At 59.0% G+C, this 22,917-nt stretch carries 20 protein-coding genes and 2 pseudogenes; 12 read left to right on the top strand and 10 right to left on the bottom strand.

The features are described from left to right. Positions 1 to 198: 198 nt before the first annotated feature. Positions 199 to 1,785: an ABC-F family ATPase gene (locus CAF65_RS18140; RefSeq protein WP_033044478.1), complete on the bottom strand. Its 1,587-nt coding sequence runs from the start codon at positions 1,783 to 1,785 to the stop codon at positions 199 to 201. A gap of 489 nt (positions 1,786 to 2,274) precedes the next feature. Here CAF65_RS18140 and lpxO point away from each other — a divergent pair, with 489 nt between their 5' ends. The 3 genes from lpxO (at position 2,275) to CAF65_RS18125 (ending at position 4,848) form a co-directional block, all read left to right on the top strand. Then, positions 2,275 to 3,174: a lipid A hydroxylase LpxO gene (gene lpxO / locus CAF65_RS18135; RefSeq protein ID WP_085717513.1), complete on the top strand. Its 900-nt coding sequence runs from the start codon at positions 2,275 to 2,277 to the stop codon at positions 3,172 to 3,174. Positions 3,175 to 3,281: 107 nt separating this feature from the next. Further along, complete coding sequence (locus tag CAF65_RS18130; protein WP_085717512.1) at positions 3,282 to 3,629, top strand: hypothetical protein; 348 nt, start codon at positions 3,282 to 3,284, stop codon at positions 3,627 to 3,629. A 67-nt stretch (positions 3,630 to 3,696) separates the two neighbouring features. Then, positions 3,697 to 4,848: a PQQ-dependent sugar dehydrogenase gene (locus tag CAF65_RS18125; RefSeq protein ID WP_085717511.1), complete on the top strand. Its 1,152-nt coding sequence runs from the start codon at positions 3,697 to 3,699 to the stop codon at positions 4,846 to 4,848. Between the two features lie 124 nt (positions 4,849 to 4,972). On the opposite strand, the pseudogene CAF65_RS18120 reads toward CAF65_RS18125, so the two are convergent. Beyond that, positions 4,973 to 5,077, bottom strand: a pseudogene (locus CAF65_RS18120) (DUF2834 domain-containing protein); the annotation flags it as partial. 268 nt (positions 5,078 to 5,345) lie between these two features. Between CAF65_RS18120 and ilvA the strand changes: the two are divergent. Then, entirely contained in the window at positions 5,346 to 6,359 is a 1,014-nt protein-coding gene (gene ilvA / locus CAF65_RS18115; protein ID WP_085717510.1) for a threonine ammonia-lyase, biosynthetic, read from the top strand. A gap of 50 nt (positions 6,360 to 6,409) precedes the next feature. Here ilvA and eco read toward each other — a convergent pair whose 3' ends face one another. Further along, positions 6,410 to 6,892 carry a serine protease inhibitor ecotin gene (gene eco, locus CAF65_RS18110; RefSeq protein ID WP_085717509.1) on the bottom strand — a complete coding sequence of 161 codons (483 nt, stop codon included), beginning with the start codon at positions 6,890 to 6,892 and terminating at the stop codon, positions 6,410 to 6,412. A 281-nt stretch (positions 6,893 to 7,173) separates the two neighbouring features. Between eco and CAF65_RS18105 the strand changes: the two genes are divergently transcribed. Continuing rightward, positions 7,174 to 7,440: a DUF1652 domain-containing protein gene (locus tag CAF65_RS18105; protein ID WP_085717508.1), complete on the top strand. Its 267-nt coding sequence runs from the start codon at positions 7,174 to 7,176 to the stop codon at positions 7,438 to 7,440. On the opposite strand, the gene CAF65_RS28360 is transcribed toward CAF65_RS18105, so the two are convergent. The 6 genes and pseudogenes from CAF65_RS28360 to CAF65_RS18080 form a co-directional block, all read right to left on the bottom strand. Continuing rightward, on the bottom strand, positions 7,437 to 7,577 hold the full coding sequence (locus CAF65_RS28360) for a hypothetical protein (RefSeq protein WP_158090068.1): 141 nt from the start codon (positions 7,575 to 7,577) through the stop codon (positions 7,437 to 7,439). The genes CAF65_RS18105 and CAF65_RS28360 overlap by 4 nt on opposite strands. Positions 7,578 to 7,596: 19 nt before the next feature. Continuing rightward, positions 7,597 to 7,863 (bottom strand): DUF2790 domain-containing protein, encoded by a 267-nt coding sequence (locus tag CAF65_RS18100; RefSeq protein ID WP_085717507.1) that lies wholly within the window; start codon positions 7,861 to 7,863, stop codon positions 7,597 to 7,599. Between the two features lie 205 nt (positions 7,864 to 8,068). Next, on the bottom strand, positions 8,069 to 9,013 hold the full coding sequence (locus CAF65_RS18095) for a carbohydrate kinase (protein WP_085717506.1): 945 nt from the start codon (positions 9,011 to 9,013) through the stop codon (positions 8,069 to 8,071). Between the two features lie 6 nt (positions 9,014 to 9,019). Continuing rightward, positions 9,020 to 9,786: pseudogene (locus tag CAF65_RS18090) on the bottom strand (FGGY-family carbohydrate kinase). 94 nt (positions 9,787 to 9,880) lie between these two features. Beyond that, the gene (locus CAF65_RS18085; RefSeq protein ID WP_085717505.1) at positions 9,881 to 11,173 is read right to left on the bottom strand and encodes a glycosyltransferase; all 1,293 of its coding nucleotides are present in this window, start codon (positions 11,171 to 11,173) and stop codon (positions 9,881 to 9,883) included. A gap of 74 nt (positions 11,174 to 11,247) precedes the next feature. Next, a complete protein-coding gene (locus CAF65_RS18080; RefSeq protein WP_085717504.1) occupies positions 11,248 to 11,610 on the bottom strand; it encodes a response regulator in 363 nt (120 codons plus the stop codon). A 256-nt stretch (positions 11,611 to 11,866) separates the two neighbouring features. Here CAF65_RS18080 and CAF65_RS18075 point away from each other — a divergent pair, with 256 nt between their 5' ends. The 4 genes from CAF65_RS18075 (at position 11,867) to CAF65_RS18060 (ending at position 17,910) form a co-directional block, all read left to right on the top strand. After that, on the top strand, positions 11,867 to 15,358 hold the full coding sequence (locus CAF65_RS18075; RefSeq protein WP_085717503.1) for a response regulator: 3,492 nt from the start codon (positions 11,867 to 11,869) through the stop codon (positions 15,356 to 15,358). Then, positions 15,358 to 16,191 (top strand): protein-glutamate O-methyltransferase CheR, encoded by an 834-nt coding sequence (locus CAF65_RS18070; protein ID WP_085717502.1) that lies wholly within the window; start codon positions 15,358 to 15,360, stop codon positions 16,189 to 16,191. The genes CAF65_RS18075 and CAF65_RS18070 overlap by 1 nt, the downstream gene beginning before the upstream one ends. Positions 16,192 to 16,273: 82 nt before the next feature. Then, positions 16,274 to 17,515: a hybrid sensor histidine kinase/response regulator gene (locus CAF65_RS18065; RefSeq protein WP_085717501.1), complete on the top strand. Its 1,242-nt coding sequence runs from the start codon at positions 16,274 to 16,276 to the stop codon at positions 17,513 to 17,515. Between the two features lie 17 nt (positions 17,516 to 17,532). Beyond that, positions 17,533 to 17,910 carry a response regulator gene (locus CAF65_RS18060; RefSeq protein ID WP_007970583.1) on the top strand — a complete coding sequence of 126 codons (378 nt, stop codon included), beginning with the start codon at positions 17,533 to 17,535 and terminating at the stop codon, positions 17,908 to 17,910. Positions 17,911 to 17,993: 83 nt separating this feature from the next. Here CAF65_RS18060 and CAF65_RS18055 read toward each other — a convergent pair whose 3' ends face one another. Beyond that, positions 17,994 to 19,049 (bottom strand): tetratricopeptide repeat protein, encoded by a 1,056-nt coding sequence (locus CAF65_RS18055; RefSeq protein ID WP_085717500.1) that lies wholly within the window; start codon positions 19,047 to 19,049, stop codon positions 17,994 to 17,996. Positions 19,050 to 19,264: 215 nt separating this feature from the next. Between CAF65_RS18055 and CAF65_RS18050 the strand changes: the two genes are divergently transcribed. The 3 genes from CAF65_RS18050 to CAF65_RS18040 are packed head-to-tail and all read left to right on the top strand — an operon-like array spanning position 19,265 to position 22,542. Continuing rightward, positions 19,265 to 21,400: an FUSC family protein gene (locus CAF65_RS18050; RefSeq protein WP_085717499.1), complete on the top strand. Its 2,136-nt coding sequence runs from the start codon at positions 19,265 to 19,267 to the stop codon at positions 21,398 to 21,400. After that, positions 21,390 to 21,590 carry a DUF1656 domain-containing protein gene (locus tag CAF65_RS18045; RefSeq protein WP_008001544.1) on the top strand — a complete coding sequence of 67 codons (201 nt, stop codon included), beginning with the start codon at positions 21,390 to 21,392 and terminating at the stop codon, positions 21,588 to 21,590. Before CAF65_RS18050 ends, CAF65_RS18045 begins: the two co-directional genes overlap by 11 nt. 4 nt (positions 21,591 to 21,594) lie before the next feature. Beyond that, complete coding sequence (locus CAF65_RS18040; RefSeq protein ID WP_085717498.1) at positions 21,595 to 22,542, top strand: HlyD family secretion protein; 948 nt, start codon at positions 21,595 to 21,597, stop codon at positions 22,540 to 22,542. Positions 22,543 to 22,917 lie beyond the last annotated feature (375 nt).

Genomic DNA, 22,917 nt, shown 5'->3' with positions numbered 1-22,917 from the left:
CTCCATGATGGCGCGGCGTTGCGATAAAAGAAAGCAGGCTAACGGTTTTTGCTCTTCAGGGTCCCTGAGTCCGTCATCGCGAGCCTGCTCGCGAAGGAATCGGCACCTGACAAAATCCTGACCATAAAATGCAAAAAGCCCCGTCACATGGACAGGGCTCTTGACGTGTAGCTCGCAGCTTGTAGCTAATAGCTGCTGTTAGAACACCACACCCTGGCTGCGCAGGTAGTCGTCGTAGGTGCCGCTGAAGTCGGTCACGCCGTTAGGGCTCAGCTCGATGATGCGGGTGGCCAGGGACGATACGAACTCACGGTCGTGGCTGACGAAGATCAGCGTGCCCGGATAGTTTTCCAGCGCCAGGTTCAGCGCCTCGATGGATTCCATGTCCAGGTGGTTGGTCGGTTCGTCCATCACCAGTACGTTCGGCTTTTGCAGGATCAGCTTGCCGAACAGCATGCGGCCTTGTTCACCACCGGAAATGACCTTGACCGACTTGAGGATCTCGTCGTTGGAGAACAGCATGCGACCCAGTGTGCCGCGAATGATCTGCTCGCCCTGAGTCCACTGGCCCATCCAGTCGAACAGGCTGACGTCGTCTTCGAAGTCATGGGCGTGGTCCTGAGCGTAGTAGCCCAGCTCCGCGCTTTCGGTCCACTTGACGGAACCGGCGTCCGGGGTCAGCTCGCCCATCAGGGTGCGCAGCAGGGTGGTCTTGCCGATACCGTTCGGGCCGATGATAGCCACGCGCTCGCCGGCTTCGACGGTGAAGCTGAAGTTCTTGAACAGGGTCTTGCCGTCGAAGCCCTTGGACATCTGCTCGATGGTCACGGCCTGGCGGTGCAGCTTCTTGGTCTGTTCGAAGCGGATGAACGGGCTCACGCGGCTCGATGGCTTGACTTCGGCCAGCTGGATCTTGTCGATCTGCTTGGCGCGGGAAGTGGCCTGCTTGGCTTTCGAGGCGTTGGCCGAGAAGCGGCTGACGAACGTTTGCAGTTCGGCAATCTGGGCTTTCTTCTTGGCGTTGTCCGAAAGCAGTTGCTCGCGGGACTGGGTCGCTGCGGTCATGTACTCGTCGTAGTTGCCCGGGAACAGGCGCAGCTCACCGTAGTCCAGGTCAGCCATGTGGGTGCAGACGCTGTTGAGGAAGTGACGGTCGTGGGAAATGATGATCATGGTGCTGTTACGCACCGTGAGAATGGATTCCAGCCAGCGAATGGTGTTGATGTCCAGGTGGTTGGTCGGTTCGTCGAGCAACAGCACTTCCGGATCGGAGAACAGTGCCTGAGCCAGCAATACCCGCAGCTTCCAGCCGGGAGCCACTTCGGACATCGGACCGAAATGCTGTTCCAGTGGAATACCCAGGCCCAGCAGCAGCTCACCGGCGCGGGATTCGGCGGTGTAACCGTCCATTTCGGCGAATTCGGTTTCCAGCTCGGCCACGGCCATGCCGTCTTCTTCGCTCATTTCCGGCAGCGAATAGATGCGGTCGCGCTCGGCCTTGACCTTCCACAGCTCTTCGTGACCCATGATCACGGTGTCGATCACGGTGAATTCTTCGTAGGCGAACTGGTCCTGGCGCAATTTACCCAGGCGCACGTTCGGCTCCAGCATGACCTGGCCGCCGGACGGCTCAAGGTCACCGCCGAGAATCTTCATGAAGGTCGACTTGCCGCAACCGTTGGCGCCGATCAGGCCGTAACGGTTGCCACCGTTGAACTTGACCGAAACGTTTTCGAAGAGCGGCTTGGCGCCGAACTGCATCGTGATGTTAGCTGTAGAAATCAAAGGTTTTTCCTGCGAAGCATTCAGAGTAGCTAGGGTTGCGGCAGTACCGGTTCAGTACCCGTTTCCACTGTTCGGACCCTGGGACATTCATCCCGATCGGCAGTGGAAGATCCATCTGGCATTAAGTGGACAGCAGCATGTGGCGCGCCTGGCCCGAGTCAACGTGCGCTGAAAGGGGAGGTTTCCCGCTCTCAATCTGGGGGCGCGTAAAGTTTGGCGGCGATTGTACTGGTCTGGCTCTTTAAACGATAGGGCGTTGAGGCCTGCGCAACGCTTTGGCGGATTCTGCGATGACATTTTCGCAGCTGCAGGTTAACTATTGGTGACAAACTGTGGCTAAAATGCCATCTATCGGCCGGATGTCGACCATCGGCATGGCTCGACGGCACCACAGGGCCTCTGTTTCGTATTCAGCCGCTGCACAAGCTTCGGGGACCGGCATGCCGGTAAAGGGCGCAGTTTGTTTACTTCTGATGTGTGACGATTTCCGTGAAACTGATCATTGCCGTTATCTACGTTGTCTCTATTGCGTATGTCCATCTGCGTGGCCAAGTGCGCCATAAGCTGGGTCGCCAGTTGAGCGATCACTCGACGTTTCTGGCGCCGATCAACTGCTTTCTTTACCTGTTCTCGAAAATCCCCAACAAACCGTATCTCGACCCGGCCGACTTCCCCGACCTGCGTCCGTTGCAGGAGCATTGGGAAGAAATTCGTGCCGAGGGTCAGAATTTGCTTCACGCTGGTGAGATCAAGCGTTCGAACCAATACGATGACGTCGGTTTCAACTCGTTTTTCAAGACTGGTTGGAAGCGTTTCTATCTCAAGTGGTACGGCGACAGCCACCCGTCGGCGATGAAGCTCTGCCCGCGCACCACAGAGTTGGTTCAGGGCATTGGTTCGATCAAGGCGGCGATGTTCGCCGAATTGCCGCCGGGCTCCAGACTGGTGCGCCACCGCGACCCGTATGCGGGTTCGTACCGTTACCACCTGGGCCTGGAAACACCCAACGCCGACGGTTGCTACATCAATGTCGATGGCCAGAATTACCACTGGCGCGATGGCGAAGCGGTGATGTTCGATGAGACCTACATTCATTACGCAGAAAACACCACGCCGCACAATCGCATCATTTTGTTCTGCGACGTCGAGCGGCCGATGAAGTATCGGTGGGCAGCGGCATTCAATCGCTGGTTCAGTCGCAATGTCATGTCGGCGGCTGGTGCGCCGAATGAGGCGGGCGACAGGACTGGCGGACTCAACCGACTGTTCGGCAGGATCTACAAGGTTCGCCTGCGCGGCAAGCAACTGAAAAAACGTAACCGCAAACTTTACTATCTCGAAAAGTGGTCGATCTTTGCCGGATTGCTGGTGGTCTTCATTCTGATCTGACAGGTGTTCTGTTACATCTTCCCGGGGAGGTTTTTGTTAACAAACCTGAACCCCGGGCGTAGCGTGGTATCGAAGTCCTTATCCACGCGATGTAGAGGGGCACCCCCATGAATCCGTACGTGTTTGGCGCCGTTGCGCTGGCCTTGAGTGCCATACTGGGCTCTCTGGCCCAGGCCGATGCCTCTGCTTCATTGCAACTGGCCCAGAACCTGCCAGGCCGCACCAACAACAACCCTTACAACAGTCCGATTCACCGGGCCAACCCCAACAGCATGCAAGGCACTCAACCCGGTGCCCCGGTTATACGCGGACCGAATACCGTGCCTATCCCGCGTCCGCCGACGCTGGATAACGGCGGCATCGGTAATCGCTATCCCGAGCGGACCACTCCCGCCAGCCCGCCGACATTCATTCCCAATCCTCCACCACGAGACACTGGCAGCAGCAACCGTTGAGTGGCAGGCAGGTCCTCTGCCCGCTGTTTTTCAGCAGACCTCATGTTGATCAGAAAAGGAATCGTGCATGTTGCGTAAAAACTTGTTGGCAACCCTCTGTGCCGGCGGATTGATTACCGCCACTTTTCCTGTGCTTGGCGCGCCCACCCAGACGATGAAAAGCGAAGAAGGCAGCCTTGAGGCCACCCCTGTCGTGACGGGGTTGGAGCACCCCTGGGCGCTGGCGTTCTTGCCGGATGGTAAAAGCATGCTGGTAACCGAACGCCCCGGCAACCTGCGGCTGGTCACTGCCGACGGCAAGCTGTCGGCACCGCTCAATGGCGTGCCAACGGTCTGGGCCAAGGGGCAGGGCGGGTTGCTGGACGTGGCGTTGTCACCGGACTTCAAGCAGGACCGGATGGTCTATCTGTCCTATGCCGAAGGGGGTGGTGAGGGTAACAAGGCCGGTACTGCAGTGGGCCGCGGCCGGCTCTCCGAAGATATGACGGCGCTCAAGGATTTCCAGGTGATACTGCGCCAGGAACCCAAACTCTCGGTCGGCAACCATTTTGGCTCGCGGCTGGTGTTTGATCGCGACGGCTATCTGTTCGTGACCCTGGGGGAAAACAACGACCGCCCAACCGCCCAGGACCTCGACAAGCTGCAGGGCAAAGTGGTGCGAATCTACCCGGACGGCACGGTGCCCAAGGACAACCCTTTTGTCGGCCAGGCCAACGTGCGCCCGGAAATCTGGTCCTACGGGCAGCGTAACCCGCAAGGCGCGGCGCTCAACCCGTGGAACGGCACGCTGTGGGAAAACGAACACGGCCCTCGGGGCGGCGACGAAATCAACATCATCGAGCGTGGCAGGAATTACGGCTGGCCGTTGGCGACCCATGGCATCAACTACTCCGGTCTACCGATTCCCGAAGCCAGGGGCGATACCGCCGAAGGCACGGTTTCCCCGAACCATGTCTGGGAAAAGTCCCCGGGCCTGAGTGGCATGGCGTTTTACGATGCCGATCGTTTCAAGTCTTGGCAGGGCAACGTGTTTATCGGCGCGTTGGTCAGCCAGGAACTGATTCGCCTGGAGTTCCAGGGTGACAAGGTGGTGCACGAGGAACGTTTGCTCGGGGAGTTGAAAAAGCGCATTCGTGATGTGCGACAGGGGCCGGACGGGTATTTGTATGTGCTGACCGATGAAGAGGAGGGTGCCTTGTATAAAGTCGGATTGAAATGAAACTCACCCGCCGCCTTCGTGAGCAAGCCCGCTTGAACACTTCAAATGCATTCCCTGTGGGAGCGGCGGTGCGGCAATCCGACTTGCTCGCGAAGGCGATCCTGTAGACGCTGCAATTTCCGGATCAGGCCTCTTGTCCTGCTTTCAGCAACTTTTTCCGATCCTGAAACCCGCGCACTACCAGATACAACAATGGCCCGATGGACACAAAAACAGCGGTGATCATAAGGGGCAGGGCAATGGCATTCATGTGTTCCTTCCTTGGACAATGACTGGAATCAGCAGCCTACAGTGACCACCGTAAATTTGCCATTGACTTGCCACCACCGCCCGGCTAATTTCGAGCCATGACTTCCTCCGTATTGCGCTGCCAGCCAAGCATTATTACCGCCATTCCTCATTTGGCGGGCTAGCTCACGACTGCAGCACCCAACCCGCCCTGGAGGCGGGTTTTTACTTTCTGTCTCCCTGGCCCCGATCAACGTCAGGAGACGACGATGAGTTTTACAACCGATCAGCAAACCCTGCTAGAACGCTACGTCAAGCAAATCCTTGCCGCGCCGGTGTATGAACTGGCGGTGCGCACGCCGTTGCAACCGGCGTCGGCCTTGTCTGAAGCCTTGGGCAACCAGGTCCTGCTCAAGCGTGAAGACTTGCAACCGACCTTTTCCTTTAAAATCCGCGGCGCCTACAACAAGCTGGTGCAACTGAGCGAAGCGCAAAAGGCTCGTGGTGTGGTCACGGCTTCTGCCGGCAATCATGCGCAGGGTGTGGCCCTGGCCGCGCGGGAGCTGGGGATCAATGCCACCATCGTCATGCCCGGCACGACACCGCAATTGAAGGTCATCGGGGTGCGCAGTCGTGGCGCTGATGCGGTATTGCACGGGGAAAGCTTTCCGTTTGCACTGGCCTATGCACTGGACCTCGCTGGAGAATCCGGTCGCACCTTTGTTTCACCCTTCGACGATCCGCAGGTGATCGCGGGCCAAGGCACGGTGGCCATGGAAATCCTGCGCCAGCATCAAGGTCGGCTGGACGCGATCTTCGTGCCGGTGGGGGGCGGAGGGCTGATCGCGGGTATCGCCGCTTATGTAAAATACTTGCGGCCGGAAATTCGCATCATCGGCGTCGAGTCGGAACATTCCGCGTGCCTGCAAGCCGCGTTGCTGGCCGGTGAGCGCGTGATCCTGCCCAGCGTCGGCACCTTCGCCGACGGGGTGGCGGTGGCACAGATCGGCGCTTATGGCTTCGAGGTCTGCCGGTTTTGCGTCGATGACGTAGTGACGGTCAGCAATGATGAGCTTTGCGCTGCGATCAAGAATATCTACGACGATACCCGCTCGATCACCGAACCTTCCGGCGCATTGGCGGTGGCGGGAATCAAGAAGTACGTGGCACAAAGCGGGGCTCGTGGCCAGACCCTGGTCGCCATCGACTCAGGGGCCAACATCAATTTCGACAGCCTGGGGCATGTGGCCGAGCGCGCCGCGTTGAGCGATGCTCCGGCATGATGCTTGCGCAGGCCGCCAGCGGACGCCACAGGGTTCTTCAGATGGATGGGTCATTCCCGAATGGCTTTCTCGACCTTGTCCGACGCCGACCAGATTCGGTAGCGCACTTCGATGTCCTTGGGTACGTACAGCACGAGCGGCAGCTTGCTGTTGTAACGCAGCAGGAAGCCGTCACCGCCCACCGGTACGAAATCCTGTTTGCTCGTGCCCTCCGGGCAGGCCATCAACGTGCTCATCGGGCCAATGACTTTTTCCAGGCGATAGAACGGGTAGCCCCAACCCTCGAGATTTTTCTCCTCGAGGGTGCCGCCCAGTCGCGGGTGATTGCAGTCTACGGTCATTGTTTTGCCGGCCAGGATCTCGACCTGGAAGTCGTCTTCCCGGGGCTGTGGCGCGAGGTGAATCACTTGGCGGGTAAACCCGCTCTCGGCCTTCGGATAGGGCGCGGTTTCTTCGAGTTTGGCGGCGTTCGCCACGCCAGCAAGCCCCAGTGCGAATAGCGCTGCGCAAGCATTAACGGTCAAAGAACTCATGATGCCTCCTTGCTTGAAGTGAAGGGCGGCATTCTCACTGTCGTGTGCAGTGAATGCAAATCCGGGGCGTCCAGTGTGCAAATTGCAGGGTTGCAAGGGGCGATTATTGCAAACTGCATGGTACGTTTTACATATGACTTGCCTAAACCCTTGAATTGCCGATGAGCTGCACAGCGAAATTCAGGGCATGTTTTATGCTGTAGCTGTCCTTGAAGCTTGCCGGGATTTCATATGAGCGAGCATTGAGCGTTATTGGCAGTCTCACAAAGGAGAGAGTCGCCATGTTTCTTTCTGCCCTGGAACTTCGAAACATCATCGAAAGCAGTTTTCTACCCAAGCGCTGCCAGTGCACGCTGTCACCGGATCTGTCAATGACCGTCAAAGTCTATGCCGACGGGCAAACCGATCACCTGGATTTATTGGTCAGCGGCATCGATGCCTCCGGGCTCAATGGTTGCCGGGAAATAAACGAATTGATTGCCCAACTGCGCTCCAGACAGCACCACGTAGAGGTCGAGCCGCACTCGATGCTGGGCAAGGCGCTTTAACCTTCGGTTTCGAGTTCCACCGATACGCGCCGGGTCTGGAATAACACCAGGCCCAGCGCCAGTTCAAGCCCGACGGCCAGTAAAATGTCCGGCCTGGCGTGGCCGTTGAGCCATTCGCCAAAACCCGGTAAGGCCAATCTCCAACAGACGTTTCAGTCAGCCTTGGTTCTCGCAGGCGTCGGAAAGTTTACGGTAGGTAATTTCTGCCGGTTTTCCCGTGTCATCGATGTATATCATTTCGGCCTTCACCACTTTGCACTCCAGGGTGTCGGGCTCGGTCAGTGAAATCACTTTGCTGACATGCAATGGCATGCCGTAGTGATAGGGCACGGCTTGAGAGGTAGTGGTGTCATTGGCCTGAGCCAGGCCGGCAAACGCGGTGCAGGCAAGGGCGGTGGTAACCAGCAGGGTGCGAGTGTTCATCAGCGATCTCCGGTGCGAACGGAAAGTCAGTTCGATGTGTGGCTTGTCGAACTTGCCGCACTGGGCGTCAGAACAGTCTGAGGGCGTGCGGTCCAGTGAAGTGTTGGACCGCACGGTTAAGCGAGGGTTAACCCGGCTAAACGCCGCCTGTCGCGATTGCGCGATCCTGTGTATCAGTTAAGACCATCGGGTGCTTGATAGAAAGTCAGCGCATTTCCAACTGCTGCCGATAAGGCAAATCCGGCCCGGTCTTGCTGCACGTCAACGCGGCCGCCTGCATCGCGAACTTCAGCATGCGGTCGATCTGCTCGCGGCCAAGTTGCTGCACACCCTCCACCGAATCCAGCTGCTGTTCGGTCAGCCAGGTAATCAGCGCCGCCTGAAAGGTATCGCCCGCGCCCACGGTGTCGGCGATTTTTACCGGACGGGCGGGAGCCGACCATGAACCATGGGCCCGGCTGAACACGGTCGCGCCTTCGCCGCCCCGGGTCAGGAACACCAGCTGACAGCGGTGCTGCAACCAGCCCTCGATCACCTGCGCCGGTTCCTGGCCGGGATACAACAGATGCAGGTCCTCGTCGCTGACCTTGATCAGGTCAGCCAGCTCTACCAACGTCGCGATACGCTTGCGCCAGAGTTCAATGTCCGGCTCCGGGTTCAGGCGCACGTTCGGATCGAGGCTGATCAGGCGCTGTCCGCTTTCCCGGCGCACCAATGCCAATAGGGTATCGGCAATCGGCTGCACCACCAGGGAAAACGAGCCGATATGCAGGCCGCGAACCTCAGGCCCGAGTGTCGGCAGGTGCTCCGGCTTCAATTGTCGATCCGCGCAGCCTTCGCCCCGGAAGCTGTACTGCGGCGAGCCATTGGCCCCGACCGCGACCATCGCCAGGGTGGTCGGCGCGGCAAAATCCACCAGGAAATCCTGGCGTACGCCTTCATCCTGCAACACGTGCAGCAAGCGCCGGCCCAGGTAGTCGCTGGACAACCCGGCCAACAGTGCCGCGTCCACGCCCAACCGGCACAATCCCACTGCCACGTTGAACGGCGAGCCGCCGGCAATGGCTTTGAAATTCACTTTGGACGCCATACCGCTGGCGTCGTTTTCACTGAAAAAATCGAACAGCGCTTCGCCACACACCAGGTACATAGTCGTTCACTCTTCAAATTGGGTTGCGACAAGCTGTCGATAGCGTTCATAAGCCTGCTGACAGGCTTGCACATTGTCGGCGATCGGCAGGGCTTCACTGGCCGGGTCGAGTTTCACGCAGCGCTCGCACAAGTCGGCCAGGCTGTCTTCGCGCCCGTCCGCCCGGGATACGCACCAGGCCGCCTGAATCGCTGCACCGAGGGCCGCGGCTTCGCATTGTTCGGTGCAGACCACTGCTGTATTCATGGTGTCGGCGATGATTTGCCGCCAGACCGCACTTTTCGAGCCGCCGCCGATCAGGCAGATGCTGCGGCTTTGTAAGCCATTGTGGCGTAGCAGGTCCAGTCCGTAACGCAATCCAAACGTCGTGCCTTCGACCACAGCGCGGCACAGGTTGGCCCGGGTCAGGTTGGTCATGGTCAAGCCCGACAGGCTGGCGCTGGCATGGGGCAGGGCGGGCACCCGCTCGCCGTTGAAGAACGGCAGCATGCTCACGCCTTCGGCACCGATTGGCGCACTGGCAACGAGTGCGTTGAACTGATCGATGTCGAGGTCCGGTCGTGGGGTAGCAACATGCGGGCGATGCGGGAAAACACCTCGGGGTGCTGCTCTTTGGTCCATAACAGTTTGGCCGGACGCAGCACCTTGCCCTGATCGTCGAGCAGCACCAGGCCATGTTGTTAGCCGGACACGCCAATGCCGAGGATCGACTGGCCATCGACGCTGGCCGCGTCGAGGATGATGGCTTTGGTGCCTTGGGTGCGGCAGTCGATGCCGAGGAGTAATTGATGATTAGTTTAACCGGTGTGAAGAGCTGACATTAACCGCTGCACTTCAGCATGGGGGTACATAGGTATCGCACACCGGTTAATTGAGGCGGTTCTTTGCCTCGATCCATTGCGCCATGTACTGGGTACTTTTGTGTTGATGATGGCGCAACATGCTGCCGGTGAAGTTATCGCGCCTGATGTGTGGCAGATTCCTTTGGCATTCGGTCAGCCTTTCGATCAACGCAGGACCATGGGTGGACTGCGGGTAGCGGCTGGCCAACAAGTGCCGGGCCTGCGCCTGGGCACCAAGCCACTGAGTCTTGTCTTGATAAAGTTGCACGGCGCTATCGGCGAACTCGCGCGCCGTACGGGTTACGGCACCGGGCCATGGCTCTTCACCGTGCATGGCTTCCGCGCCGACCGGCGTGGTGACATTGGGCGTGCCGCAGAGCATCGCATCGACGATCTTGCCTTTGATCCCCGCACCAAAACGCAGCGGTGCCAGGCACACCCGCGTCTTCGACATCACGTGCAAGGCATCTTCTGCCCAGTTCATCACATGAAAGCCCTGTGCCGCGTTGTGCAGGGCGGTGGCCTTGGGCGGGGTGTACGCGCCATAGATGTGCAACTGCGCATCAGGCAGTTGCGCGCGAATCAGTGGCCAGATCGCGTTTTTCAGCCAGAGCACGGCATCCCAGTTTGGGGCATGGCGAAAATTGCCGATGTGCAGAAAGTGCGCGCGATCTTCGTACTCTACTGGCGCGCTGGTCGGCAGATCGACCATCAATGGGCACCAGTGCAACAGGTTCCGCGGGATCCTGAACTGCTCGACCAGTAATTCGATTTCCACCTCGGAAACCATCAGCGTCAAATCACAACGATAAAATGAGGCGATTTCGCGCTTCGCCAGATCGGTATTGGCCATGTGTTCAAATTCTTCACGCGACGCTGGGGTGAACAGGCCGCTGAAGTCATTGTTGTCCTCACTGGCCTTCAAGCGCTCCTTGAGGCGTTGATGCCGACCCTGCCTGAGGCTTTGCAGGTCGCAACTTTCGAGCACACGCAAGGCATCGGGACAATGCTTCTCGACCCGCCAGCCGAACTGCTCCTCCATCATGAATTGATCGAACAACACGATGTCCGGCGCCAGTTCGCTGATGAATGCGTCGAAACTGCTGTTGTTCAGCTCGATGGGTACTTCGCGAATGCCAAGCGCCGTCAAGTCGGCGCGTTGTTCGCCGAAGCTTGCCGGGCTGCTGAACGTGATGTCCCAGCCTTGTTGCAGGAAAACCTCGAGTATTTGCATGACATGCCCGCTGGCCGCGGAAGAGCGGGGCTCGGGCCAGACGTAACCAATGACCAGGACTCTGGTTGCGCGGGGCTGATTCATGTGCGGGAATTCCTTGAAGCAAAGACAGGGCTGGGACGAAAAAGGCGCGCATTAAACCACAGCCGGGCGCCGGCTCACCCCAGGAGGCTTGTGACTTTGTCCCGTAATTGATCGATGGAGAACGGTTTGCCGATCACGTGCATGCCTTCAGGCACTTCGATGCTTTCGGCATACCCGCTGGCAAACAGGATCGGCAAGGCGGGATGCAGGTCACGTGCTGCATTGGCCAGTTCGCGACCGTCCATGTTCGGCAAGCCCACATCGGTCATCATCAGATCAATGTGCCGGTTCGAGTCCCTGAGTATTTCCAGCGCCTGTTCGCTGCCATCGGCTTCCAGCACCTTGAATTCCAGTTCCTCCAGTACGTCTACGATCAGCATGCGCACAATGGCATCGTCTTCGACGACGAGGATAATGGGCGCGTTGGCGGAAGACATAATGGCTTTCCTGAAAAATGATGGGTTTTCGGGCGAGTGAAATCGCCGGCCTCTTGCATGAGTAAGTGGCGGATCCCGACAAGTTCCCGGCGTCGTGAAAAAGAATGGCAGTGCAAGTTACGCAAGGATAACCCGCGCACCTGAACGAGAGCAGCGGAATGTAGGGCCTTGCGCGAAAACATGTCAGAAAATTGGATCAATGTGCCAGGTATGGGGCAAACTCCTTGCATTCTGACAGTTCGACAAGGCCTGCCCCATGCCCTCAGTGTCCTCGGTTGATGAACAACGATTTCATAAACTCCTGAGCCGCAACATCAGCCTGCCATTGGGGCTGGGCCTCATCAGCGCGGTGTTCTTCGTTTCGCTGATCACCTATCTGCTGTCGACGATCAAGTGGGTGGAACACACCGACCGGGTGATCAATAACGCCAATGAAGCGGTCAAGCTGACCGTGGACCTGGAAACCGGGATGCGCGGTTTCCTGCTCAGCGGCGACGAACATTTCCTCGATCCCTATGAAACCGCCAAGCCGCGAATTGCCGTGGCCCTCAACACCTTGCTCGAGCTGACTGCCGATAATCCGGTGCAAGCCGACCGCCTGCTGCGGTTGCAGGCATTGCAGATGGAATGGGCCAACTATGCGCAATCGTTGATCGATTTGCAGCGCAGCGGCGGTGACTATCGCGCCGTGGTCAAGGCCGGACGCGGCAAACGCCTGACCGATGAAATTCGCAAACAGTTCGAGGAAGTGATCGACACCGAACAGCAGTTGCGCACCGCTCGCAATGAAGACGTGCGGCAGAGCACGGTCTGGAGCATCAGCCTCTATCTGTTGTTCATTGCCGGCGTCAGCGGCTTGCTGGCGTATGTCGGGCGCCGCGATCTGCTCAATCTTTCGCAAAGCTACAGCGTCAATCTCGCGGCCCAGCAAGCCAGCGCCCATCGCCTGGAGCAGCAGGCCTGGCTGCGTAACGGCCAGACCGAGCTCGCGGAGCAGGTGCTGGGGCAATTGAGCCTTGACCTGCTGGGACGCAACATCCTGCAATTTTGCGCGCAGTACCTGGGCAGCGCCGTGGGGGCGATTTATGTCCGGGAAGATCATGGAGGTCTCAAACGCATTGCCTCCTATGGTTTCTCCCGTGAACAGGAAGCCCGTGGACAACAGATCTACAGCGACGAAGGCATTGTCGGCCAGGTGGCGCAACAAGCGCGGCTGATTCGCCTCGACGAGGTGCCGGGCGATTATTTCAAGGTCAGCTCCGGTCTCGGCGAAGGTTTGCCGCGCAGCGTGCTGGTGGTGCCGACCAGTGACGACGACCGGGTCAATGGCGTAATCGAACTGGGCTTTTTACGTCCGCTGAGTGACCGCGACACCGAACTGCTGGAACTGATATCCAGCAACATCGGTACCTCCATCGAGGCCGCGCGCTATCGTCAGCGTCTGCAGGAAGTGTTGGCCGAAACCCAACAGCTCAACGAAGAACTGCAAGTGCAGCAAGAAGAGCTCAAGACCGCCAACGAAGAGCTCGAAGAGCAGTCGCGGATTCTCCAGGAATCGCAAGCGCACCTGGAAACCCAGCAGGTGGAGCTTGAACAAACCAATGAACAACTCGCCGAGCAGGCGCAGGTGCTGGCCGATCAGCGTGATGCCATGGACTTGAAGAACACCGAGCTCAACCAGGCGCAGATTCAACTCGAAGAGCGCGCGATCGAGTTGCAGCGCTCAAGCAAGTACAAGTCCGAATTCCTCGCCAACATGTCCCACGAGTTGCGCACACCGCTGAACAGCTCGTTGATCCTGGCCAGGCTGTTAGCGCAAAACCCGGAGCAAAACCTCAGCGCCGAGCAGGTCAAGTTCGCCGAGTCGATCTACTCTGCCGGCAATGACTTGCTCCACCTGATCAACGACATTCTGGATATTTCCAAAGTCGAGGCCGGAAAACTGGAAATCCGTCCAGAGAGCACCAGCGTGGTGCGCCTGGTGGATGCCTTGCATGACCTGTTCCAGCCATTGGCCACGGACAAGCAGCTGGATTTTCAGGTGGATATGCAGGAGGGGGCGCCGCTGACGCTGTTCACCGACCACCAGCGTCTGGAGCAAGTCCTCAAGAACCTGCTGTCCAACGCGCTGAAATTCACGGAAAGCGGCAGTGTCAGCCTGTCTGTTGCCCCTGCGCCGAACGACGGCATCGCATTCAGCGTCCGTGATTCCGGGATTGGCATTGCGCCAGATCAGCACGAAAGCATCTTCGAAGCGTTCCGTCAGGCCGATGGCACCACCAACCGGCGTTATGGCGGCACCGGGCTGGGTTTGTCGATCTCCCGTGATCTGGCGGCCTTGCTCGGCGGCTCCATCAGTGTGACCAGCGCGTCGGGGCAGGGCAGTGTGTTTACCCTGGTCTTGCCGCAACACTATGTAGAACCCGGTGAAGTGCCAGTTGAACCGATGCGGGCCGCTCCTGTGGCGGCTGCGCCGAGGGTATTGCCGTCCACGCTGTCGCCACTGATAGCCGAAGTCGATATTCCGCGTTTCGACGACGATCGCAACAACGGTCCGTTCAGCAGCCGCTGCATTCTGGTGGTGGAAGATGAAGCGAACTTTGCGCACATCCTCTACGACCTTGCCCATGAACTGGGTTATCAGTGCCTGGTGGCCCATGGCGCCGACGAAGGCTACGACCTGGCCAGGACGTTCATCCCCGATGCGATCCTGCTGGACATGCGCCTTCCGGATCATTCCGGCCTGACCGTGCTGCAACGCCTGAAGGAACACGCCGAAACCCGGCATATCCCGGTGCATGTGATTTCGGTCGAAGACCGCATCGAAGCGGCGATGCACCTGGGCGCTGTTGGCTATGCGGTCAAACCGACCACTCGCGAAGAACTCAAGGATGTGTTTGCCCGTCTTGAGGCCAAGCTGACCCAGAAGGTCAAGCGCGTGCTGCTGGTCGAGGACGACGACTTGCAGCGCGCCAGCATTGCCCGCCTGATCGGCGACGATGACATCGAGATCACCGCCGTTGGTCTGGCACAGGAGGCGCTGGACCTGCTACGCACGTGCGTATTCGATTGCATGATCATCGACCTCAAACTGCCCGACATGCTCGGCAGTGACCTGCTCAAGCGCATGTCCACCGAAGACATCTGCTCCTTTCCGCCCGTCATCGTCTATACCGGGCGCAACCTGACCCGCAATGAAGAGGCCGAGCTGCGCAAGTATTCGCGTTCGATCATCATCAAGGGGGCACGCTCTCCGGAGCGGCTGTTGGACGAGGTGACGCTTTTTCTGCACCAAGTCGAATCGCGGTTGTCCCATGAGCGGCAGAAGATGCTCAAGGTCGCCCGCAGCCGCGACAAGGTCTTCGAAGGCCGCAAGGTGCTGCTGGTGGACGACGATGTGCGCAACATTTTCGCCCTCACCAGCGCGCTGGAGCAAAAGGGCGCAGTCGTGGTCATTGGCCGCAACGGCTGCGAAGCGATTGAACGATTGAATGAAGTGGAGGACATCGATCTGGTGTTGATGGACGTGATGATGCCGCAGATGGATGGTTTCGAAGCCACTGTTGCAATCCGCAAGGACCCGCGCTGGCGCAAGCTGCCGATCATCGCGGTGACCGCCAAGGCCATGAAGGACGATCAGGAGCGCTGCCTGCAGGCCGGAGCCAACGATTACCTGGCCAAGCCCATCGACCTGGATCGCCTGTTTTCGCTGATTCGTGTGTGGTTACCGAAGATGGAACGTATCTAGTGGAGCGCAATGTTTCAGTGGAGCGAAATACCGAAATCGAATTGCGCTTGTTGACCGAGGCGATCTATCTCAAGTACAGCTACGATTTTCGTGATTATTCCGGTGCTTCGATCAAGCGCCGGGTCAACCATGCGATGAGTCAGTTCGAGTGCAATACCATCTCGGCGCTGCAGGAAAAGGTCCTGCACGATCCGACGGCCTTCATGCAGTTGCTGCAATTGTTGACCATTCCAGTCAGCGAGATGTTTCGCGACCCTTCGCACTTCCTGGCCATCCGCAGGGAAGTGGTGCCGCTGCTGCGAACCTACCCTTCGATCAAGATCTGGATCGCCGGATGCAGCACCGGTGAAGAGGTGTATTCAATGGCCATTCTGCTGCGCGAAGAGGGCCTGCTCGACCGCACGATCATCTACGCCACCGACATCAATCCGCGCTCCCTGGAAAAAGCCAGGCAAGGGATTTTCTCGATGGAGAATGTCCGCACCTACACTGCTAACTATCAGCAGGCCGGTGGCCAGTGTTCGTTTGCCGACTACTATACGGCGGCTTATGGGTACGCGATTTTCGACAAGGCACTGCGCGAGAACGTGACCTTCGCCGATCACAGCCTGGCGACGGACAGTGTATTTTCAGAAATTCAATTAATTTCATGTCGTAATGTACTGATTTATTTCAATAAGAAGCTTCAGGATCGGGCGTTCGGGCTGTTTCATGAATCCCTCTGCCATCGCGGTTTTTTGGTGTTGGGCAGTAAGGAAACCCCGAATTTTTCAGCCTTCGGCAATCAGTTCGAGCCGCTGGTCAAACAAGAACGGATCTACCGAAAATCATGAGCAGTGCAACGAACCTGCCAGCTATCGAAGCGATCGTGATCGGTGTCTCTGTCGGTGGCGCGCGCGAGCTGGAACGAATCGCATGCTGAGTCATGTCCAGGCCAAGCTGCTGATCGTCGACGATCTGCCGGAGAATCTGCTGGCGCTCGAAGCGCTGATCAAGCGTGAGGACCGGATCGTGTACAAGGCGTTGTCCGCCGACGAAGCCTTGTCACTGCTGCTGCAACACGAATTCGCCATGGCCATCCTCGATGTGCAGATGCCCGGCATGAATGGCTTCGAGCTGGCCGAGCTGATGCGTGGCACGGAAAAAACCAGGAACATCCCGATCGTTTTCGTCAGCGCCGCCGGGCGTGAACTGAACTACGCGTTCAAGGGCTATGAAAGCGGTGCCGTGGACTTCCTGCACAAGCCACTGGACATCCATGCGGTCAAGAGCAAGGTCAATGTGTTCGTCGATCTTTATCGCCAGAGCAAGGCGATGCAGGAACAAGTACTGGCCCTGGAGCAGGGGCGCCGTGAGCAGGAGGCATTGCTCGAGCAACTGCAAGACACCCGACTGGAACTGGAACAGGCGGTGCGCATGCGCGATGACTTCATGTCCATCGTCGCCCACGAAGTGCGCACGCCGCTCAACGGCCTGATCCTGGAAACCCAGTTGCGCAAGATGCACCTGGCCCGGGACAACGCCGCCGCTTTCACCCTGGACAAGATGCACGCCATGGTCGACCGCGACGAGCGGCAGATCAAAAGCCTCATTCGCTTGATCGAAGACATGCTCGATGTTTCGCGCATTCGCACCGGAAAGTTGTCGATCCGGCCGACACGCTTCGACCTTTCGGCGCTGGTTCGCGACCTGTTGCATAACTTTTCCCGGCAAATCGACGCCGCCGAGACGTCGGTCACGCTGGATGCCGAGCAGCCGGTGATCGGAAACTGGGATGAGTTTCGTATTGAACAGGTCATTTCCAACCTGTTGACCAACGCCTTGCGCTACGGGGCCAAGAGCCCGGTCTCGGTGAAGGTCTACAGTGAAGGGAACACGGCGCTGGTGGACGTGCGGGACCAGGGGATCGGCATCAGCGAGGAAAACCAGCAGCGGATTTTCCAGCAGTTCGAACGGGTATCGGCCAGGCACGCCGTCGCCGGGCTGGGTCTGGGATTGTTTATTTCAGAACAGATTGTGACCGCCCATGGCGGTACTATTACGGTCCAGAGCAGGATTGGCGAAGGCGCCTTGTTTCGCGTTTGTCTGCCGCTGCAGGAAAACAGCCGGATAAACGCAACCTCTGATCGACCCCACGGTCGTATCAGCAGCAATTGACCGAACAAAGGCTTCCCATGAGCGAAGATGCACAAGATGTAGTACTCGTCGTCGAGGACGACCCCTCGATTCTGATGGTGCTGTCTGCTTATCTGTCGGGCGAGGGTTACCGCGTATTGCAGGCCGAAAACGGCGAACAGGCTTTTGAGATCCTGGCGAGCAAACCGCACCTGGACATGATGATCACCGACTTCCGCCTGCCCGGTGGCATCTCCGGCGTGCAGATCGCCGAGCCCGCCGTGAAGCTGCGACCGGAACTCAAGGTGATTTTCATCAGTGGCTATGCCCAGGAAATCCGCGAGACCGACAGCCCGATCACACGCAAGGCGCCGATCCTGGACAAACCGTTCGATCTGGATAAGTTGCAGGAATTGATGCAGGACATGCTTTCGTAAGCGTTCCGCCGCGGATCATCTCCCCTACCTTCGCCGTCAACACCCTTGGCCGGGATGAGGGCTTAACGAAGTTTCAGTCGGGGTCAAAGCCCCTGTTGCAGCGCCGGATCATCGGGGTTCATCTGTTCGAGTTGGGCCAACAGGATCTGCACGTTTTGCAGTTGCCCGCTTTCCTTCCAGTAATTGATCAGCAGCACCCGGGCCTTGCGATCATTCGGATGGCGCTGAACGATTTCCTGCAATTGTTTCTGAGCCGCTTCCAGTTCCTGTTCGACATGCAACGTGGTGGCCAGGTCGAAGCGGTAATCGCGGTTGTTCGGCTCAAGTTCAACGGCCTTGGACAGGCCGAGGAGGGCGAATTCGCTTTGGTTGTGATGCAGCAACCAGAGCCCCAGGGCATGTTGCAGGTAGGCCGAATCGGGTTGCGCCTGGAGTTGCCTGGCCAGCAGCTGCCGGGCGGCGTCGTTCTGGCCCTGTTTATCCAGCACTTCGATCTGCAGCACCAGCGCCGGCAGGTTGTCCGGCGCCAGGCGCAGGGTGTTGTCCAGCGCCTGTTGCGCTTCCTTGAGTTCGGCGTTGTGCAGGTGCAGCCGGGCCAGTTGGTAATGGTTTTCGGCGCTTTGCGGCTCACTCTTGAGCACTTGCTCCCAGGCATCGATGGCTTGTTCCAGCGGCCCGAAGTACAAACCGAGTTCATCCGGGGACAAACCCAGCAGCGCGTTGATGGCGGCCAGCCGCACGCTCTGTTCGCTGTCATCGAGCAATGGCCCCAGCAATAAACTGCGCTGGCCGTTCGGTACCAGCCCGCTGATGCTCCTGATCGCGGCGATTCGCACCTCGGGCGACTCGTTCTGCAAGTCGGCATTCGCCAGTTTCAGGGCCACCGAGCTTGGATAATTGGGCAACTCGGCATGCAACCAGACACGGCGCTTGGGGGACAGGTCCGGACGACCCAACTGCTGATAGAGCACCCGCGCAGCACCTGGTTGACCGGCCCGGGCAGCCGCCAGCGCTTCGCTGTAGCCATGCTGGATGGCTTCGGGAACTACCGGGGTGGTATCGCGCAGGGAAAACCACGCAAGGCCAACGACGAGCAGGGCGAAGAGGCTGATAAACAGATAGCGGCGGGACTTGGGCATGCAGGAATCCGGAAGCTGACGAGCTTTTGCAAAGGCGCCAGCTTCGGTCAGGCCAGGCTTTGAGTCAAACCTTGACGACGCTCACTGGCGAATCAAACCGTTGAAAAGCCCTTCAGCCGACAATAAACGGGCCTGCAAGCGGTGCCGACAGCAAAACCTTTCGAGGCTCCGCCACAGTGACTACGCTTGCTGGAGGTGTCTCGACGAGTGTTCCCATGCAAGCGTTGTTGCAGTACTTCAAGGCCATGCTCAACCCCGGGCCCGGGGTATTGCTGTTTGCCCTGCGAACCATCGCGGCCGGTTTGTTGACCCTGTACCTGGCGTTCCTGTTCGATCTGGACCAGCCCAAGTGGTCGATCATGGCCGTGGTCATCATCAGCCAGCCACTGGGCGGCATGGTGCTGGCCCGCAGTTTTGGCCAAGTCATCGGGACCACCATGGGGGCGGTCGTAGCGGTGGCGATCATGGCGATTTTTCCGCAGGCGCCGATGCCGTTCATCACCACCCTGGCCCTTTGGCTGGCGCTGTGCACCGCCGGTGGCACGCTCTTGCGCTACACCAGTTCCGGGGCATTCGTGCTCAGTGGTTACACCGCCGTGGTCATCGCGCTGCTGGCGATTCCCGATCAGGACGGCACCTTTTTGCTGGCCGTGACTCGCCTCACCGAAACCTTGCTGGCGGTTGCCTGCGTGTGCGTGGTCAGCCTGCTCACCGCCAGGCCGGAAGCCGTTGCCCGGGATTACTTCGCCAGGATCGATCAAATCACCCGGCTGCTGGCCACCCACGCCAGCGCCGTGATCCGAACCGAAGAGAGCGAAGCCGACTTCCAGCAACGGCAAATGCAGCTGCTGGGCCAGATCAGCGGCCTGGAAGGCGTGCGCCGGCACATGTACTACGATGCGCCCCGGTTACGCAGTGCCAACGGCCTGGTGCAACTGTTGGGCAATCAATTGGTGTTGTTGACCGCGCGACTGACAGCCCTGCGCCACCAGCGACTGCTGTTGACCGAGCGCTGGGAGGGCGAGCTGCCTGAAGAAATTCAACGGCTGCGCGCCGAAGAACTGGCCTTTCTCGATGAGCTGGCGCGCAAGGGGCGATCGCTGTCCAGTGAACAGCGCCATCGCTTCACGTCGCTGCAACAACGCTTTGATGAGCTGGCCTACAGGGCCGAACAATTGACCGAGCCGCTGCCGGCCACCTTGCGCTCGCTGGCCTGGTCGCTGCGCTGGGAGCAGGCACGTCTGCTGCAGCAGCTTGAGCAGATTCTGGAGTTGAGTGATGCCATCCAGAGCGGACGACCTGCCAGCAGCGTGTTTCGCGGGCGCGAAAATCCGCTGCACCTGGACTTCACCCTGGCGACCATGAATGCCATCCGGGCCTTTTCCGCGCTGTTGATCGCCGGCCTGATCTGGATCGAAACCGGCTGGGACGGTGCGCGAGCCGGCATGGTGCTGCTGGGTATCCTGTGCTCGCTGATGTCGACGTTTCCCCGGCCGCTGCTCGCGGTTCAAAGCTACGCGCGGGGATTCGGCCTGGCGCTGGTGGCGTCTGCGCTGCTTCAGTTCATGTTTGTGCCAATGATCAGCAATTTCGAGATGCTTGCCTTGCTGCTGGTGCCGTTGCTTTACGCGGCTGCGGTGGGGTTGGCCAGCCCACCCACCACCGGTACCGGCATTGGCCTGGGGCTCACGACGTTTCTGTTGCTCGGCCCGTTGAACGTGGGCATTGGACAAAATACCGCCAACCAGTGGTTCGAATTTGCCGGGGCTTATACCTGTGCAACCGTACTTGCGTTGAGTGTCTACGCACTGGTTTTTCCGTTCCGGCCGGACTTGCGCATGCGCCGGCTCCACAAGGAGAACGGCGAGCAGGTATACGCCTTGCTGAAAACCTCGGCGACCGATGAACAGCAGTTCGCGTTCGAGAGCCGAATGGTCGATCGGTTGACCATGATGCTGGGGCTGCTACCGGCGACGCAGGAGCCACAGTCCCGTGAACTGTTCCAGGTCAGCCTGGGCTGCATGGCGCTTGGCATTGCCCTGAATCAACTCAGGCAGCAGGGGCAGAACAATGCACTGCTCAGCCCGGATCTGCAGAGCCGTCTGTTTTCGACCGTTCGGGACACGGGAAGGCTGGTCGCCGGCCGGCCCGGGGTCGAAGTGACGCAGGTGCTTGATAACCTGCGCACCCTGGGCGACGAACTGGATGCCCTGCATACCGATGTGCATGAGCGCTTGTGGTCAGTGTTCCGCATGCGTGTGGCGCTGCTGATCGTGGTGTCGTTCGTCGAGCGTTATCGCGGCTATTTTCAACCCGCTGGCCTTGAAGGAGACCCTGTCCTTGCCCATTGATCTGGAAGTGGGTGGTGCCTATCTGCCCCCGATTGCTCAGGCGCTGCTGTTGGGCCTGCCGATTTTCCTGTTGCTGGACTGGACGTTGCGGCGCCTCGGTGTGCTGCAGTTTGTCTGGCATGAGGCGTTGTTCGAAGGCGCGTTGTACGTTTGTGTCTGCGCCACGTTGATACTGGTGATGGGGGCCTGATGCCTTGAAGAACATCCTTTCCCGACTCACGACAGTAGCGGTGGTGCTGCTGGCCCTTATCCTGGGCTGGTTCGCCTGGGAGCACTACACCCGCGCACCCTGGACCCGGGATGCCCGGGTACGTGCCGACGTGGTGACCTTGTCCGCCGATGTTTCCGGGCGAATCGTCAGCCTGGCCGTGCAGGACAACCAACACGTGAACAAAGGCCAGGCGCTGCTGGAGATCGATCCGGCGCGTTACACGCTGGCGGTGGAACATGCCAAACGTGCCGTTGAGGTGTCGAAAGCCTCGCTCGGGCAAGCCCAGGCGGCCATTACCGCCAGCGAAGCCTTGCTCAAGCAACGTCAGAGCGAGGAGCAACGGCGGCGCACGCTCAAGGATCGTTCGGCGATTTCCGGCGAAGAGTGGGAAAAAGCCAACACCGATGTGTCGGTGGCTCAGGCTGACTTGCTGCGTAATCAGGCCAACCTGGTGTTGGCCCAGGCCAACGTGCAACTGGCCATCGCGGCACTGACCCAGTCCGAGCTCGACTTGCAGCGTACCCACGTCGTCTCCCCAGTGACCGGATATGTCACCAATCTGCTGACCCGGGAGGGCGACTACGCCTCGGCCGGCAGTCCATTGCTGGCACTGGTGGACAGCGACTCGTTCTATGTCAGTGGTTACTTTGAAGAAACCAAGCTGCCACGGATCGGGGAGGGCGACCGGGTGAAGATCGAGTTGATGAGTGGCGAAACGTTCGGCGGCAAAGTGCAGAGCATTGCCTTCGCCATTGCCGACCGGGAAAACCTGCCGGGCGGACGACTGCTGGCCAACATCAACCCCAGTTACACCTGGGTCAAACTGGCACAGCGGGTGCCGGTGCGGATCGAGATCGATGCCGACTATGTCGGTAAAGACAAATTGCGCGCCGGGACCACCGCGACGGTGACCGTCCAGGAACACCCCTGATCCCTGTAGGAGCGAGCCCGCTCGCGATGGTGGTCAACGATGACGCGGGCAGCCTGAATTAACGCGGTGTTCTCTGGTTCTTCGCGGGCAAGCTCGCTCCTACGAGGGATTTACGTTGTCTGGAAAGGCAAATAAAGGTTCTTCTCGGATTGTCGGGAAAGTTTTTTTGCTCTGTAGCTGTGAGTGCTGTGAGTGCTGTGAGTGCTGCGAGCTTATCCATTTGCCAGGGTGGCGCTGAATCACCTTTGCGCCCTTACGGCGCCTTACTTTTTTCATTCGAAAAAAAAGTAAGCAAAAATTCTTGCCCCACCAGGGGCCCTACGCTGCGCTTCGGGTTCCCTCGCTCCGGTGTCGCTACGGGGTATCGCGGCCTCC

Origin of the sequence: Pseudomonas sp. B28(2017), from assembly GCF_002113025.1 — a bacterium.
Taxonomy (GTDB): Bacteria; Pseudomonadota; Gammaproteobacteria; order Pseudomonadales; family Pseudomonadaceae; genus Aquipseudomonas.
The sequence above is the reverse complement of the archived record's forward strand: the minus strand, read 5'-3'. Positions and strand labels throughout refer to the sequence as shown.

Coding starts and splice junctions, on each gene's coding strand:
- CAF65_RS18130 (WP_085717512.1), top strand. CDS start 3,282: ATGAATCCGTACGTGTTTGGCGCCGTTGCGCTGGCCTTGAGTGCCATA.
- CAF65_RS18125 (WP_085717511.1), top strand. CDS start 3,697: ATGTTGCGTAAAAACTTGTTGGCAACCCTCTGTGCCGGCGGATTGATT.
- ilvA (WP_085717510.1), top strand. CDS start 5,346: ATGAGTTTTACAACCGATCAGCAAACCCTGCTAGAACGCTACGTCAAG.
- eco (WP_085717509.1), bottom strand. CDS start 6,892: ATGAGTTCTTTGACCGTTAATGCTTGCGCAGCGCTATTCGCACTGGGG.
- CAF65_RS18105 (WP_085717508.1), top strand. CDS start 7,174: ATGTTTCTTTCTGCCCTGGAACTTCGAAACATCATCGAAAGCAGTTTT.
- CAF65_RS18100 (WP_085717507.1), bottom strand. CDS start 7,863: ATGAACACTCGCACCCTGCTGGTTACCACCGCCCTTGCCTGCACCGCG.
- CAF65_RS18095 (WP_085717506.1), bottom strand. CDS start 9,013: ATGTACCTGGTGTGTGGCGAAGCGCTGTTCGATTTTTTCAGTGAAAAC.
- CAF65_RS18085 (WP_085717505.1), bottom strand. CDS start 11,173: ATGAATCAGCCCCGCGCAACCAGAGTCCTGGTCATTGGTTACGTCTGG.
- CAF65_RS18080 (WP_085717504.1), bottom strand. CDS start 11,610: ATGTCTTCCGCCAACGCGCCCATTATCCTCGTCGTCGAAGACGATGCC.
- CAF65_RS18075 (WP_085717503.1), top strand. CDS start 11,867: ATGCCCTCAGTGTCCTCGGTTGATGAACAACGATTTCATAAACTCCTG.
- CAF65_RS18065 (WP_085717501.1), top strand. CDS start 16,274: ATGCTGAGTCATGTCCAGGCCAAGCTGCTGATCGTCGACGATCTGCCG.
- CAF65_RS18060 (WP_007970583.1), top strand. CDS start 17,533: ATGAGCGAAGATGCACAAGATGTAGTACTCGTCGTCGAGGACGACCCC.
- CAF65_RS18055 (WP_085717500.1), bottom strand. CDS start 19,049: ATGCCCAAGTCCCGCCGCTATCTGTTTATCAGCCTCTTCGCCCTGCTC.
- CAF65_RS18050 (WP_085717499.1), top strand. CDS start 19,265: ATGCAAGCGTTGTTGCAGTACTTCAAGGCCATGCTCAACCCCGGGCCC.